This is a genomic window from Williamsia sp. Y844 (genome assembly GCF_056786475.1).
In genome coordinates, this window is sequence record NZ_JBXCJB010000004.1 from 717,321 (window position 1) to 729,444 (window position 12,124).

At 64.5% G+C, this 12,124-nt stretch carries 13 protein-coding genes; 3 read left to right on the forward strand and 10 right to left on the reverse strand.

Annotated features, from left to right (window positions below; genetic code table 11):
* Positions 1-2 precede the first annotated feature (2 nt).
* Positions 3-722 (reverse strand): GntR family transcriptional regulator, encoded by a 720-nt coding sequence (locus AC1TQG_RS24515; protein ID WP_482141107.1) that lies wholly within the window; start codon positions 720-722, stop codon positions 3-5.
* Between the two features lie 76 nt (positions 723-798).
* On the opposite strand from AC1TQG_RS24515, the gene AC1TQG_RS24520 reads away from it, so the two are divergent.
* Positions 799-2,025 (forward strand): benzoate/H(+) symporter BenE family transporter, encoded by a 1,227-nt coding sequence (locus tag AC1TQG_RS24520; protein WP_482141109.1) that lies wholly within the window; start codon positions 799-801, stop codon positions 2,023-2,025.
* Here the strand turns inward: AC1TQG_RS24520 and AC1TQG_RS24525 are convergent.
* Entirely contained in the window at positions 1,929-3,530 is a 1,602-nt protein-coding gene (locus AC1TQG_RS24525; protein WP_482141111.1) for an ABC-F family ATP-binding cassette domain-containing protein, read from the reverse strand. The genes AC1TQG_RS24520 and AC1TQG_RS24525 overlap by 97 nt on opposite strands.
* A gap of 207 nt (positions 3,531-3,737) precedes the next feature.
* On the opposite strand from AC1TQG_RS24525, the gene AC1TQG_RS24530 reads away from it, so the two are divergent.
* Both AC1TQG_RS24530 and AC1TQG_RS24535 read left to right on the forward strand, forming a co-directional pair.
* A complete protein-coding gene (locus AC1TQG_RS24530; protein ID WP_482141113.1) occupies positions 3,738-4,184 on the forward strand; it encodes a GNAT family N-acetyltransferase in 447 nt (148 codons plus the stop codon).
* Positions 4,185-4,238: 54 nt separating this feature from the next.
* The gene (locus tag AC1TQG_RS24535) at positions 4,239-4,577 is read left to right on the forward strand and encodes a hypothetical protein (RefSeq protein WP_482141115.1); all 339 of its coding nucleotides are present in this window, start codon (positions 4,239-4,241) and stop codon (positions 4,575-4,577) included.
* Positions 4,578-4,596: 19 nt separating this feature from the next.
* Here AC1TQG_RS24535 and AC1TQG_RS24540 read toward each other — a convergent pair whose 3' ends face one another.
* Genes AC1TQG_RS24540 through AC1TQG_RS24575 form a run of 8 tightly spaced genes read right to left on the reverse strand, consistent with a single transcriptional unit; the run spans position 4,597 to position 12,044 of the window.
* Positions 4,597-5,685: an MSMEG_0565 family glycosyltransferase gene (locus tag AC1TQG_RS24540; protein ID WP_482141117.1), complete on the reverse strand. Its 1,089-nt coding sequence runs from the start codon at positions 5,683-5,685 to the stop codon at positions 4,597-4,599.
* Positions 5,682-6,518 carry a carbon-nitrogen hydrolase family protein gene (locus tag AC1TQG_RS24545; RefSeq protein WP_482141118.1) on the reverse strand — a complete coding sequence of 279 codons (837 nt, stop codon included), beginning with the start codon at positions 6,516-6,518 and terminating at the stop codon, positions 5,682-5,684. The genes AC1TQG_RS24540 and AC1TQG_RS24545 overlap by 4 nt, the downstream gene beginning before the upstream one ends.
* A gap of 11 nt (positions 6,519-6,529) precedes the next feature.
* Positions 6,530-7,810, reverse strand: coding sequence for an MSMEG_0569 family flavin-dependent oxidoreductase (locus AC1TQG_RS24550; protein WP_482141120.1), 1,281 nt, complete (start codon positions 7,808-7,810; stop codon positions 6,530-6,532).
* The gene (locus AC1TQG_RS24555) at positions 7,807-8,124 is read right to left on the reverse strand and encodes an MSMEG_0570 family nitrogen starvation response protein (RefSeq protein ID WP_482141122.1); all 318 of its coding nucleotides are present in this window, start codon (positions 8,122-8,124) and stop codon (positions 7,807-7,809) included. Before AC1TQG_RS24555 ends, AC1TQG_RS24550 begins: the two co-directional genes overlap by 4 nt.
* Entirely contained in the window at positions 8,117-9,010 is an 894-nt protein-coding gene (locus AC1TQG_RS24560) for a carbon-nitrogen hydrolase family protein (RefSeq protein WP_482141124.1), read from the reverse strand. The genes AC1TQG_RS24555 and AC1TQG_RS24560 overlap by 8 nt, the downstream gene beginning before the upstream one ends.
* On the reverse strand, positions 9,007-10,416 hold the full coding sequence (locus AC1TQG_RS24565; protein WP_482141126.1) for an MSMEG_0567/sll0787 family protein: 1,410 nt from the start codon (positions 10,414-10,416) through the stop codon (positions 9,007-9,009). The genes AC1TQG_RS24560 and AC1TQG_RS24565 overlap by 4 nt, the downstream gene beginning before the upstream one ends.
* Positions 10,417-10,418: 2 nt before the next feature.
* Positions 10,419-11,510 carry an MSMEG_0568 family radical SAM protein gene (locus AC1TQG_RS24570; protein ID WP_482141128.1) on the reverse strand — a complete coding sequence of 364 codons (1,092 nt, stop codon included), beginning with the start codon at positions 11,508-11,510 and terminating at the stop codon, positions 10,419-10,421.
* A 9-nt stretch (positions 11,511-11,519) separates the two neighbouring features.
* Positions 11,520-12,044: an MSMEG_0572/Sll0783 family nitrogen starvation response protein gene (locus tag AC1TQG_RS24575; RefSeq protein ID WP_482141130.1), complete on the reverse strand. Its 525-nt coding sequence runs from the start codon at positions 12,042-12,044 to the stop codon at positions 11,520-11,522.
* Positions 12,045-12,124 lie beyond the last annotated feature (80 nt).

Genomic DNA, 12,124 nt, shown 5'->3' on the forward strand with positions numbered 1-12,124 from the left:
ATCTACTTGATACCCGCCTTGAGGCTCGCCGATTGCGGTCGCCCGCGGAAGTAGGCCTCGATGGTGTCCGCCGCGGAACCGATATGTTGGCGCAGCACCGCCACCGCGTCATCGACCTCACCGCGGGCGGCATGATCGACCAGCTGCCGATGTTCGGTCTGGGCCAACTGGTCCGAACCCAACTCGGCCAGATGAAAACGCAGGTAGCGGTCCTCGTCGTCGAGTTCGGCAGCAATCAGCTTCAACAACTTCGCATTTGGATGCCGCCGGTAGAGCGCAAGGTGGAAGTCGGAGTTCAGTCTGCCCAGGTCTACCAGCTCGGGGTCGTTCTCCATGGCACCCAGGATGCGACGGGCCTCGTCGATGTCAGCGGGCTCCAACCGCGGAATCGAGCCGGCCAGCGCTTCCGGTTCCAGCAGCAGCCTGATCCGATAGGTGTTGACAACATCGTCCGGGTCGACGCCGACCACCACCGCACCCTTGTGTGGCACGTGATCGACCAGGCCGCGGGCTTGCAGCGACAGAAGTGCTTCGCGAACCGGCATCCGGCTGACCCCGAACACCTGCGCGAGTTCGGCCTGCCGAAGTGCCGTGCCGCTGGCCAGTGAGCCGTCGAGGATCGCGTCGGCGAGTGTCGATTCGATGACCGTCCGAGCGTGCTGCACCGCGGTCGGACGAAGTCCGAGGGTGTCGAGGACCTGCGTGGAACGTGTCGGCGGCATACTTCTTCCTATAATTGGATCCAAGATCCAATCTACTCTACGCTGGTCCCTACTGCCCCGACCCGCGGAGGTTCGTGTGTCGCTCATCCAGCCGATCACCGCCGGTGTCGTTGCCTCGCTGGTGGGATTCACCAGTTCCTTCGCCGTGGTCCTGACCGGCCTGCGAGCCGTCGGCGCATCGCCCGAACAAGCCGCATCCGGCCTGTTTGCCCTCTGCTTGGCCATCGCCGTCGGCGTCGGCTTCCTGGCGACCAGGTACCGGATGCCGATCACGTTGGCCTGGTCGACGCCGGGTGCGGCACTGTTGGCAGGCACCGCAACACCAGATGGCGGCTTCCCGGTCGCCGTCGGAGCATTTGTCCTTGTCGGCGTGATGGTCGTCGCCACCGGACTGTGGCCACGCCTGGGCTCACTGGTGCAGGCCATCCCGACGCCGATCGCCCAGGCGATGCTGGCCGGGATCGTCCTGCCCCTCTGCCTGGAACCGGTGCGTGCGGTAGCTGCGGAACCGTTCGCCATCGCTCCGGTCATCGTCGTCTGGCTGATCTTGATCCGGTTTGCCAAGCGGTGGGCGGTGCCCGCGGCATTTGGTACCGCGGCCATTGTCATCGCGGTCGTCCTGTTGACGTCCGACAAGGGCGTGACCGCCGATTCACTGATTCCCCGAATGGATCTGGTTGTCCCGCAATGGTCTCCGCAGGCCTGCGTCGGCATAGCGGTGCCCCTCTACATCGTCACCATGGCATCGCAGAACCTGCCGGGTACCGCCGTCATGGCCAGCTTCGGCTATCGGATCCCTTGGCGCCCCTCGATGTTGGTGACCGGCGCCCTGACCTCGCTGGCGGCACCGGCAGGCGGGCACGCGGTGAATCTGGCGGCGATCAGTGCCGCCCTCACCGCCGCCCCCGCCGCCGAGCCCGACCCGCGTCGGCGCTGGATCGCGGCCGCCACCGTGAGCCCGGTCTATCTCGTCATCGGCATCAGTTCAGCGGCCGTCGCCGCGCTGGTCACGATCGCACCGGCCGGACTGGGGGAAACGGTGGCCGGTCTGGCCCTGCTCGATACCCTGGCCGGCGCGCTCGCGGCCAGCCTGCGCGACGAAAAGTCCAGAACCGCAGCAGTTCTGACCTTTGTGGTGGCTGCAGCCGGAATCTCTGTCGCCGGGATCGGATCGGCATTCTGGGCGCTGATCGCCGGACTCGTCGTCTACGCGGTACTGAAGAGTTCGCCGGACTCCACACCACCGTCGACGAGCACCAGTGACCGTGAGATACCCAGCCGGGCCAAGAATCCATCATCGTGACTGACCACAAGCATCCCGCCCCGATACACCGACAATGCCTCCACTAGCTGATCGACGCTGTCGAGATCGAGGTTGTTGGTCGGCTCGTCGAGAACGAGCAATTGCACCGGCGGAGTCGCCAGTAGCAATCGGGCAAGGGCCACCCGAAACCGTTCGCCGCCAGACAGTTCACCAACCAGCCGGTCCACTGCGTCGCCGCGTAGCAAGAACTGAGCCAGCCGGGCCCGCACCAGGTTCGGCGCAACATCGGGTACCGCGGACCGCACGTTGTCGAGCACGCTGGCGGCATCGTCGAGATCATCGAGACGTTGTGCCAGGTAACCGATGTGGTCGGTGTGCGCGACCGCATACGGACTGATCTTCGGCGGCTCCGGATCCCACAGTGTTCGCAGCAGGGACGTCTTGCCGGAGCCGTTGGCTCCGGTGAGCGCAACACGTTCCGGACCGGCGATCACGATCGTCGAATCCCCACTGCGTATCTCGGCCAAACGTCGTCCCGCAGGGACATCCGGGTCGGGCAACTCGATCCGAATGTGTTTGTCGTCGCGGATCAATTCGGTCGCACCCTCGACTGCCTTGCGTGCGTCGTTGATCTTGTTGTCGCCTTCGGTGCGCAATCGGCCCGCAGTCTCCTGGGCGTTGCGCTTACGCGCGCCCAGCAGAATCTTCGGCAGGTTGGTGTTCGCCTTCCCGTACCGACCCCGCCGGGCAACCTTCGTTTCGGTCTCCACACGTTGCCGCTGTTGAACTTTCAGATCCTGCTGCGCCGACCGCAGATCCTGCTGCGCGGACTCCTGTTGGGACCGTACATAATCGCGATACTCGCTGAGCGGTCCGCCGAACACCGTCACCGTGTTGTCCCGCAGTTCGGCTGTGGTGTCCATCAATTCGAGAAGCTCGGTGTCATGGGACACGACAAGCAAGGTGCCCGGCCAGTTCCGGATCAGCGTAGCCAGACGCGCCCGGGCGTCTCGGTCGAGATTGTTGGTCGGTTCGTCGAGCAACGTTATCGGCGCGCCGCGCAGACGCAGACCCGCGATCGCGGCCAAGGTCACCTCACCACCGGAAAGGGTGCCGACATTGCGGTCCAGACCCAATTTCGCGATGTCGGCCTCGGCGAGGACTTGCCGCGCACGGGCTTCGACGTCCCAGTCGTCGCCGAGGATGTCATAGTCCCCCGGCTCCGTGGATCCGGCCTCGATCGCCAGCAACGCATCGACCCGGGCGCGGATACCGAGTAGGTCCGCGACCGTGGCGTCGCTCTGCAGGATGAGATCCTGTGGCAGATAGGCGGTTTCTCCGGTTGTCGTGACCGATCCCGAGGTGGGGGCGATGTCCCCCGCAATGATCTTGAGCAGTGTCGATTTTCCTGACCCATTGGCGCCGATGACACCGATGTGGCCGACACCAAAAGACACCGTCAGGTGTGAGAGGGCCGAAGAACCGTCCGGCCAATCAAGGCTGACGTCTCGGAGAGAAATTGCAGATTCAGAATGCGCAGGCATACGGACTCCCAGGAAGAATGAAGACGAAAGTGCGCCAACAACTCATCCCGCCGCGGCATGCGGCAATCGAACGGTGTCAGCGCGCTAGGACGCGGAGCCGTCGATGATCTTCACTGGGGAACCTGACTATCGGGAACAGAACGTCGTCCAGTGTGCACAACAATTCGGAGCCTCGCAAGTACTTTGTTCTGCGAGCAGAATGGTGCGATGGTGCTCATCCGATCCGCAGTGCGCGACGACGTCGCTGCCGTAACCGACCTGATCTCTGCGGCGTTTTCCCACTACACCGAACGTATCGGCACCGAACCCGCGCCTATGCACACCGACTACGTCAGCCTGATCGACACCGAAACCGTGTGGATCGCGGAAGACAACGGTGCGATCGTCGGGACCATCGTGCTCACGCCAGGGGCCGATCACCTGCAACTCGACAACCTCGCGGTCGCTCCTGACACCCAGGGGCGCGGCATCGGGGCGCAACTTCTTGACTTCGCGGCAGATCAGGCCCGCGTACTCGGTCTACGCCGCCTGGATCTCTACACCAACGAGCTCATGACCGAGAACCTCCACTACTACCCGCGGCATGGATTCACAGAGACGCATCGCGCCGCAGAAGACGGGTTCTGCCGGGTCTTCTTCACAAAGCCCTTGTGAGCAACTGGCCCGAGACTACAATCGAACAGCGCTGACACGACCCGGAGAAAGCCGATGTACCTGCAAGAGTTCACTGCCAACGGTTCATTGAATCACGATGCCGCAGAGCGGATATCGTGGAAGACAGCCGATTACTCGCCACGGATTCACCTCGTGGTCAACGGGCGCAGGCTGTACGCCCATTGCCTGCCGCTCTGTTGGGATGAATTGGACATCCGAGACGGAACACCCATCTCGATCACCGTCGACGGCGGCATCGGCAGGACCGACGACACCGACGAGCGGCGCGCGCTGGTCGAGATGGTCGACTACATCCAGCGCATGACCGCACCCGACCCTCCGGATCGGAGATTTGGGTCCACCCGACGGCGATTCTGGCACGGTCGACGGTGACGTCGGCACGCTCGCGGGATCAGAGGAGCGAACGATAGAACTCGAGATGACGCTTCGCAGCGAGTTCCCAGGTCAGGCTGGACGCCAAGTCCCGACCACGTGACCGCATTGCGGGATCGACGGTCATTGCGGCGGTCAGTTGTCCGGCCAGGTCCTCGGGGGTTCGGGCATAACGCACGGCATCACCGAAGACCTCCCGCAGCACCGGTAGGTCGCGGGCCACCACCGGGGTGCCGGCAGCCAGTGCTTCCATCGCCGCCAGACCGAAACCCTCTTTGGTCGATGGGAACGCAAGTGCCGCAGCTTCGGCAACCAACGCCGGCAGGGTCTTGTCGGGGACGGAACCCAGGACGATCGGCGTGATATCGAGATCCTCTGCCCGGCTGTTGAATTCGGTGCGGTAATCGCGATAGTCGAACAGCGTTTCGCCACCGGCGAATACGAGTTGGAGTCCAGGATCGCGCAGCCTCAGGAGTGCATAGGCCTCCAGCAGATCGATACTCCCCTTCCGGGGTTCGATCCCACCAACCGCAAGTACGTACCTCCCGAGTCGATCACCCCACTGTTGCCGCGCTGCAACAGATTCCGGATCACTGCTGGCTGCGGCCGCAAACCGCTCCGCCTGGACGCCATTGGGAATCACAGTCGGCTCGAACCCCCAACCCTGCCGAACCTCCCGCGCCACCGCGGACGACACACAGATCCGGGCGTAGGGGTCCACGATGGCCTTCTCGTGGCACGCGGCGAGCACGGGCGTGGTGAATTGGTCGAGGTGGTGGATGGTCCGGACGCACCGGCCAACGGCGTTGGCACTGATGCAGTCCTGGGCATGCACGATATCGGCTGCAGCCGAGTCGAACTCAGCACCGAGCACCTGGATGGACCGGACGATCCGGTCGGTGACCGTATCGCCTTCGCGGTCCTCGAACCGGGCCAGGCGCACCGTCACGGCAGGATCAACCGTCCGGAAGAATCCTGGGTCGCCGCCGCGCGCCAAGGACCAGATGGTGACCTCGGCGCCTGCCTTCGCCAGCGCCTCGGCGAGATTGAGCGTATGTACAACTCCGCCACGCGGTTTGGTGGAGTAGGTCAGTAGTGAAACTCTCACAGATCGTCCTGCCAGTACGTGTCGGTGCGCCGCTCGGCGAGGTGGTGCAGCACCGTGCGGGCCCGGTTGATCTCGGCATCGATGTCGATGTCACACACCGCCATTCCACCCTTGGCCCACGTCTTCGCGAGCACTTCACCGCCAGGCCCGACCACCTTGGCCTGTCCCAGGAATCGCAGTTTGCCCATCACCCCGGTCTGATTCGACGACACCAGCACCACCTGATTCTCCGCGGCTCGGGCCGCGTCGTAGAGGTCGAACAGCCGCGACTGACGATCGTTGGGTAGCCGTGAGGCACGGTCGGTGACGCTGGCCGGCCACGCCGAGAGTGCGGCGATGATCCTCGCCCCGTCGAGCGCAAGGGTGCGGGCCGATTCCGGAAACGTCTTGTCGTAGTCGATGAGCATGCCGATCCGGCCGACCGGGGTGTCGAAGGCCGCGAAGTCGTCACCCGCCGCATAGGCGAGCGATTCACCGGCCGGTTGATGAACTTTGCGGTGTAGACCCAAGATCCCGTCGCCCGACAGACATACGGCGGTGTTGTACCGCTTGCCTTGCGCGGCTTCGGTGAATCCCACGCAAACCGTCATCGGCCCCGCCGCCTCGGCGATCCTCGCCAGTTCCGGACCGTCGGTGTCGACCGTCGGTGGAAGGTGATCGATGTCCGGCGACCGCAGGTCACCGATGTATCCGCCCAGCGACGCGTCTGGCAGTACCAACAGATTGATGCCGTCGCGCGAAGCCGCCTCGATGATCCCGACGATCTTGCTCACCGCGCGCTCGACATCCCTGCCGAAATGGGCTGCGAGTGCGGCAACACGGATGGGTGCCATAGCCGATCAGCCTAGTGACTCGATGTGGCCTGCGCGGTCGGAACAAGCCCTGCGGTCAATTGATCGGCCAGATACTCGGCGTCACGAGCGATGGCAGCGAATCGTCCGGAGCCCCAGGTGTGCTGCCACGGAAGGCCGAGGAAGTAGACGCCGGGTGTCGAGGTGACGCCGCGATTGTGGGTCGGCATCCCCTCTCCGTCAAAGACTCCGACCTTGAGGAAGCGGTAGTCGGTACGGAAACCGATCGACCACACGATGGCCGACACATCCGAAGTCTCCAGATCCAGTTCGGTCACTTCGGTTTCCGGCGTCCACACCGGGACATACCGCGGTTCCGTCGGTGCGTCGATGCCGGTTCGATCGATGTAGGCATCGATGTCGTCTTTGATCGCGTCGCTGACGGCGTCGGCGGCGTCGAGGTTCTTCGCCAGATTCGGCGCGAAGGTCAGGGTCGTCCCGATTAGCCCGGTGGACCGGCCGTGCAGCTGCATACCGTCGCGGGCGAAGGCACGCAGGTCGATGTCCCGCCCGCCGTCGCGGCCGGTCACGTAGTGATTTGTCTTCTCGCGCTTGGACAGACCGCCGGGGTGCTCGTCGATCGAGACGTCGTAGACACCCATGTCGTGCAGCCAGGCGACGCAGTCCCGACCCCGGTAGAAGCGGGCCACCCGTGGGGCACTTCCCGTGGCCAGGTGTACTTTTCGACCGGACAGGTGCAGATCCTCGGCGATCTGCGCTCCGGACTGCCCGGAACCGATCACCAGCACTGCTCCCTCGGGGAGCTGGTCGGCGCCGCGGTACTGCGACGAATGTATCTGCGCGATCCGATCCGGAAGCTTCTCTGCGAAACGCGGGATCACCGGTGTGTGATAGCCGCCGACCGCAACCACCACCTGCTTCGCGTGCAATGGCCCGGCTGTGGTGGCGATGTCGAATCCACCGCCTGCGCGTTGGCTCACGGATATCACCGAAACATGTTCGCGTACCAGGGGATCAAAGGTCTTTGCGTAGTCGCAAACCCAGGCATACACCTCGTCGCGGCTCATGAAGCCGTCCGGATCGTCGCCGGAGTACTCGTAGCCCGGCAGATTGCACTGCCAGTTGGGCGTGACGAGGGTGAAGTTGTCCCAGCGTCCATCCCGCCATTCGTGGGCAATGGTGTCGCGTTCGAGCACCACATGGGCGACACCGCGTCGGGTGAGATGCCAACTGACAGAGAGCCCGGCCTGACCGGCGCCGATGACCACCACCGGCACCTCCTCGATCGGGGTACTCACTGAAGATTCGTTCATGATGTGTGTCCTGCCTGTGTCGGCGTGATCAGGTCTCCACCGCTCATCGTCAATATCTGGACCTGCCCGTCGGGCATCTGGCGCGCCGCTGCCTCGATGTTCTCGAGTTGAGCGGCCGCCGACGTGCAGGCGAACCCGAACTTCGCGCGTACGCGGTCACTGGCGATGGTCAGGGCTTCGGTGCTGCGGGATACGAACTCCCCCACCGAGTACTCTGCGCCCGGCTCCAGGAAGTCGTGCATGACCAGTGAGGGTGAATAGCATTGTTGCTCTGAGCCGTCCGGCCAGCGCACGGTGAACGTCATTTCAGGCATAGGTGAGCTCCTCGACTCGGTTTGGCTCGGTGACACTGCCGTAGATCTCGGGTCGACGATCACGCAGGTTGTACATACCGCCACCGCGGGCGGCTGCCATCGCTGCCTTGACATCGAGCGTCGCGGTCGCCAGGCCTTCCTGGGTGCCGGTGTCTGCGAGGATCTCCCCGCCCGGTCCGACCACCTTTGCGCTGCAGACGAATCGCAGGGAGCCAAAGGTTCCGGCCTGATTCGATGCCACCCAGATCAGCTGGTTCTCCAACGCCCGGGCCCGGTCGTAGATGTCGAAACGCTGCTTCCAGCGGTCGTCTTCCATGTTCGGTGTGGTGTTGGTCCGCGACGTCGGCCACGCCGACAGGGACGCGACGATCTCCGCCCCACCGAGCGACAGCGCCCGGGCAGCCTCTGGGAATGCCTTGTCGTAACAGATCTGCATCCCCATCCGCCCGACCGGAGTATCGAAGGTCGGGTACCCCGAACCGGCTGAATAGCAGAGGTTTTCACCCAAGGGTTGATGGACCTTCCGGTAGGAACCGAGAATCCCGTCGCCGCTGAGGGTGACAGCCGCGTTGTAGCGTGTGTCGCCATCGGCCTCGCAGAAGCCCAACGTCACGGTCATGTCGCCGGCCATCTTGATGACCCGCTCCAGTTCCGGGCCACCGAGTTCGAGAGCGGGAGGCAGACTTTCGAGTCGCCGTTGCCGCGCCTCCGGACTCTCGTCAGCTCCGCCGAGGCTGGGCAGATAGCCTCCCAGCGCAGCTTCCGGAAGGACCAGTAGGTCGCTGCCCCGCTGCCGCGCCAGTTCGATGAGCGCACCGATGGTCCGGTATGCGTCCTCCATGTCGCGGCCGAACTGCGCCGACGCGACAGAAATTGTGGTGCTCATGCTTTCCCCAATCCTGTGACGGTGCCGTGCACCGCTTGTGTGATCGTGCCGTCGGGCCAGCGCAAGCTGACGCCGTCGCCTTTGATGAGTCGTCCACAGACCACGCTGGTCGCCGGTCCCGCATCGGGGACCTCTCGGCCCGGCGCGTCTGCCGTGATCATGGCGAATCCCGGGAAGGCGGTGACCCACTCGCCCATCGCCACGCCCGAAGGTCGTGGGATGGTGGCCATGTCGAGCAGCGCACCGGTTCCACTGGCTTCGGCCAGCATGCCGGTGGTTCCGACCAGCCCGGCCATGCTGACGTCTTTTGCCGCAGCCGGAGCTGCCCGCTGCACGAATGTTCCCATCCGTACCAGATCTTGAGAATTGCGCGTGGATGTGGAATCCCACTGTTGCCCTGCGTATCCCGGACGCCAGTTGCCTCCGAGGTCTGCGGTGAGCCGAAGGTCGTGGCCTACCTGCCCACCCCCGGCCGGGACCGGTGTCGCGGTACGACCCAGCGCGGTCACCGACAACGACGACGGAACACCGGCCTGTGTGTGGCCGCCGAGGACCGGAACACCCCATGCAGCAGCTGCTCTGGCCATCCCGCGAACGATCCGGGTCAGTTGTGATCGGGTGGGTGCGCCCACCGCGTCGAGCAGTCCCACCGGGGTGGCGCCCATCGCGGACAGGTCGTTGAGATTGACCAGCACGCCACACCACCCGGCCCATTCCGGATCGCGCTCGACCATCGACGGGATGATCGCGTCGCAGGCCGCGATCAGATCGCTACCGGGAACCGGTGTGCCGTCGTCACCCCGGAAGCCGCTCGGCCCCAATCCCATCGACTGCTCTGCCAGTGGTGCCAGCACGTCGGCGAGCATCGCCTTGGTGGCCGTGACAAGGCGCTCGATCTTGTTGATCGGCCAGCGCATCGCCGCGTGGGTGACCCCTGCGACGTCGACGTCGGCGGTGTACTGCCATCCCAATGAGGTGAACATCGGCTGGTATCGCTGCTGCACGGCGGCGTCGAATCGCAGGACCCCGGAACTCTCGGCATACGCGCTTGCCGCTCGTACCAGTGCCGGACCGACTCCTCGTGCCTGTTCGGTCGGTGCCACCACCAACCGGCTGCCAGCCCACCACCCGATGTCATCAGTTGTCGCCGGCGCGAGCCGCACCCCACCGAGCACCGTGCCATCGGGAGCCATCGCGCAGAGCACAACGGTGCGAGGGTCGTCGTCGACATCATCGTGGTCGGATCCCCTGAACAGCTCTTGCTGCACCACAAACGCTTCGTGGCGAAGGGTCCGATACCGGTCGAGTTCCCTTGTGTCCAGGGCCGGCTGGATGATGAAGGCGGCCGGTGATGCGGCGCGGCGGGGCCCGGTCAGAATGGCCAGGTCAGGGATACCGGCGTGCATGATCAACCTCCGACATTCTGCAAGACACTGCATGCACCACAGGCGGCACATCCGGCTTTCTGATCGGCGCCGAGCATCCCCGCGGCAGCCAACTCTTTCGCGACCCGCCGGGTGACGTCCTCGACGACGTCGCTGCGTGGGGCGACGGCACGGTCCACGTCGACGGCGAGCGATCCCTCATGTGGACGGAACGGCACCACAAAGGGATACACGCCCATGTCGATGAGTTCACGTGCGCCTGCGACCAATTCGTCGGGGTCTTCACCCAATCCGACCAGCAGGTACGTCGACACCTGATTGCGACCGAACACCCGTACCGCCTCGGCCCACGCCGCCCGGTACTCGTCGGTGGACACCGTCGCCTTGCCCGGCATCCAGCGCTTGCGCACGGCGTCGTCGAGCGACTCGATGTGGATGCCGATCGATTCGGCACCGGCGTCCTTCAATTCGGTGAGCGTGGCCAGGTCACCGGGCGGTTCGCACTGGACCTGGATGGGTAGATCGGGCACCACCGCTTTGACTGCGCGGACGCAGCGCGCCAGATGTTTGGCGCCCCGGTCCTTCGCCGCGGAGGTACCGGTGGTCATGACCATCTGCTTCACCCCGTCGAGGCGGACGGCCGCCTCGGCGACCTCGGCCAACTCTGCAGGCTTCTTCACCGCCACGGTCGCACCGGACCGCAGCGACTCCTCGATGGTGCAGAACCTGCAGCGCTGCGACTCGTCATAGCGGATACAGGTCTGCATCACCGTGGTGGCCAACACGTCCCGGCCGTGGAGCTTGGCGATCTTCTCGTACTCGATGCCCGTATCGGTGCGCAGGTCGTAGAAGGCCGGCCGTTCGATGGCCGTGACCTCCAGACCGGTGTCGGCTCCGTCGAGCAACACCTGACCGCCGTCGAGTACATAAGGACTCAACGGATTGCGCGGTATCGCGGCGCTGAGGCCGTCGATGATCAGGTGACCGTCGTCGCTGGGACCTGCACCTGCGGATCGGCGCAGCGGCGGTGAGCCGCGGACACCGAGCAGCGCAAGATCTACGCGTGCCGATACGGTCGGCTCTGGTCGAGCTCCGCTCCGCTTCGTCTCCAGCATCTCTTCACGTCAGACCATGTAGGTGGAGTTGATGATGGCGCCCTTGCGCGAATAGTGGATCAGCGCATCCTGCACATCGAGCGGATGCGCCGGGATGACCCCTTCGATGAGGTCTTCTTCGCGGCCGCCGTGCAACGCCAGACCGAAGCGGCAACAGAACACCGTGCCGCCTTCGGAGATGAACGTCGCGAGCGAATCGTTGATGTTCTGCTCACCCGGGAAGCCCGAGTCACCGGTGGTCGGAAAGCCGCGGGTGGCCAGGCAATTGATGGCTCCGGGTCCGTAGAAGTACATTGCCGATTCGAATCCCTTGCGCAGTGCGCGGGTCGCCTGCAAGACCGCCACAAAACTCACCGACGATTCGTGGGCGATGCCGTGGACCAAGGTAAAGTAGGACTCGCCCTCCTGTGCCTTGTAATCGGGGAAGATCTTGGTGCCGCCGTAGATGTTGGTGCCCTTCGGCAACGATGGATGTGGGATCTCGGCGATGGACTTCTTGATATTATCGGCGATGGACTGATCGATCTCGGACATAGAGTCCTCCTGATAGGACGGAAGGTTGAGGTCGCTGCGGCTGCTTTGCCGCTAGGCGAGGAGCCGGAACCGGCTGCGAT

Excerpts from the sequence above, each read along its gene's own strand:
- AC1TQG_RS24560 (WP_482141124.1), bottom strand. The coding sequence starts at position 9,010 with ATGAGCACCACAATTTCTGTCGCGTCGGCGCAGTTCGGCCGCGACATG.
- AC1TQG_RS24545 (WP_482141118.1), bottom strand. The coding sequence starts at position 6,518 with ATGGCACCCATCCGTGTTGCCGCACTCGCAGCCCATTTCGGCAGGGAT.
- AC1TQG_RS24535 (WP_482141115.1), top strand. The coding sequence starts at position 4,239 with ATGTACCTGCAAGAGTTCACTGCCAACGGTTCATTGAATCACGATGCC.
- AC1TQG_RS24570 (WP_482141128.1), bottom strand. The coding sequence starts at position 11,510 with ATGCTGGAGACGAAGCGGAGCGGAGCTCGACCAGAGCCGACCGTATCG.
- AC1TQG_RS24555 (WP_482141122.1), bottom strand. The coding sequence starts at position 8,124 with ATGCCTGAAATGACGTTCACCGTGCGCTGGCCGGACGGCTCAGAGCAA.
- AC1TQG_RS24525 (WP_482141111.1), bottom strand. The coding sequence starts at position 3,530 with ATGCCTGCGCATTCTGAATCTGCAATTTCTCTCCGAGACGTCAGCCTT.
- AC1TQG_RS24515 (WP_482141107.1), bottom strand. The coding sequence starts at position 722 with ATGCCGCCGACACGTTCCACGCAGGTCCTCGACACCCTCGGACTTCGT.
- AC1TQG_RS24575 (WP_482141130.1), bottom strand. The coding sequence starts at position 12,044 with ATGTCCGAGATCGATCAGTCCATCGCCGATAATATCAAGAAGTCCATC.
- AC1TQG_RS24550 (WP_482141120.1), bottom strand. The coding sequence starts at position 7,810 with ATGAACGAATCTTCAGTGAGTACCCCGATCGAGGAGGTGCCGGTGGTG.
- AC1TQG_RS24565 (WP_482141126.1), bottom strand. The coding sequence starts at position 10,416 with ATGCACGCCGGTATCCCTGACCTGGCCATTCTGACCGGGCCCCGCCGC.
- AC1TQG_RS24530 (WP_482141113.1), top strand. The coding sequence starts at position 3,738 with ATGGTGCTCATCCGATCCGCAGTGCGCGACGACGTCGCTGCCGTAACC.